At 54.4% G+C, this 999-nt stretch carries 3 protein-coding genes and 1 pseudogene; all 4 read right to left on the bottom strand.

Annotated elements, in window-relative coordinates:
- Window positions 1–82 (bottom strand): annotated as a pseudogene (rplO, locus tag A3730_RS29550) (50S ribosomal protein L15); the annotation flags it as partial.
- 3 nt (window positions 83–85) lie between these two features.
- Complete coding sequence (gene rpmD / locus A3730_RS07535) at window positions 86–268, bottom strand: 50S ribosomal protein L30 (RefSeq protein ID WP_007149547.1); 183 nt, start codon at window positions 266–268, stop codon at window positions 86–88.
- A 24-nt stretch (window positions 269–292) separates the two neighbouring features.
- Window positions 293–790 (bottom strand): 30S ribosomal protein S5, encoded by a 498-nt coding sequence (gene rpsE / locus A3730_RS07530; protein ID WP_007149291.1) that lies wholly within the window; start codon window positions 788–790, stop codon window positions 293–295.
- A gap of 12 nt (window positions 791–802) precedes the next feature.
- On the bottom strand, window positions 803–999 hold a 197-nt coding region (gene rplR, locus A3730_RS07525), incomplete at its 5' end, for a 50S ribosomal protein L18 (RefSeq protein ID WP_063537821.1).

The raw sequence follows: 999 nt of genomic DNA, 5'->3' as shown, positions 1-999 counted from the left end.
CCAGGCCGGAACCGATACCGCGACCTACGCGCTTACCTTCCGGACGGGAACCTTCAGCGGGATGCAAATCATTAAGACGCATCACTTATTCTCCCTCTACCTGCACCAGGTACGAAACCTTGTTAATCATGCCTCGTACTGACGGGGTATCTTCAACTTCAACGGTGTGGCCAATACGGCGCAGACCGAGACCGCGCACGCAGGCCCTATGCTTTTCCAGCCGGCCGTTGGTGCTTTTAACCAGCTTTACCTTGATCTTTTCAGCCATCGTATCGATTCCGCTTATCTGCGCTTAGTTCAGAATCTCTTCAACAGACTTGCCACGCTTGGCAGCCACAGACTCCGGAGAAGCCATGGATTTCAGACCATTGAAAGTAGCCCGAACCACGTTTACCGGGTTGGTGGAGCCATAGCACTTGGCCAGTACGTTCTGAACGCCTGCGACTTCCAGCACGGCACGCATAGCACCGCCGGCAATCACACCGGTACCTTCATCGGCCGGCTGCATGTACACCTTGGAGGCACCGTGACGGGCCTTCATTGGGTGCTGGATGGTAGAACCGTTCAGCTCTACCTGAATCATGTTGCGGCGGGCAGCTTCCAGGGCCTTCTGGATAGCAGCAGGCACTTCACGCGCCTTGCCACGACCAAAGCCAACTTTACCCTTGCCGTCACCCACTACAGTCAACGCGGTAAAACCAAAAATACGGCCGCCTTTTACTACTTTAGCAACCCGGTTTACCTGAACCAGTTTTTCCTGCAGACCTTCGTTGGGATCAACCTTCGCCATAACCAAGCACCCTTAGAATTCAAGCCCGTTTTCACGCGCGGCATCAGCCAGCGCCTTTACGCGACCGTGATATTTAAAACCAGAACGGTCAAAGGCTACGCGCTCAATGCCCGCTTCTTTGGCACGCTGAGCAATAATCTGACCAACTTTGGTCGCTGCATCAGTGTTGCCGGTAGCGTCAGCACGCAAATCTTTCTCCACTGTACTGG

The organism is Alcanivorax sp. HI0044, from assembly GCF_001634945.1.
Note: the sequence above shows the minus strand (reverse complement) of the source record. Positions and strands in the feature narration are given on the sequence as shown.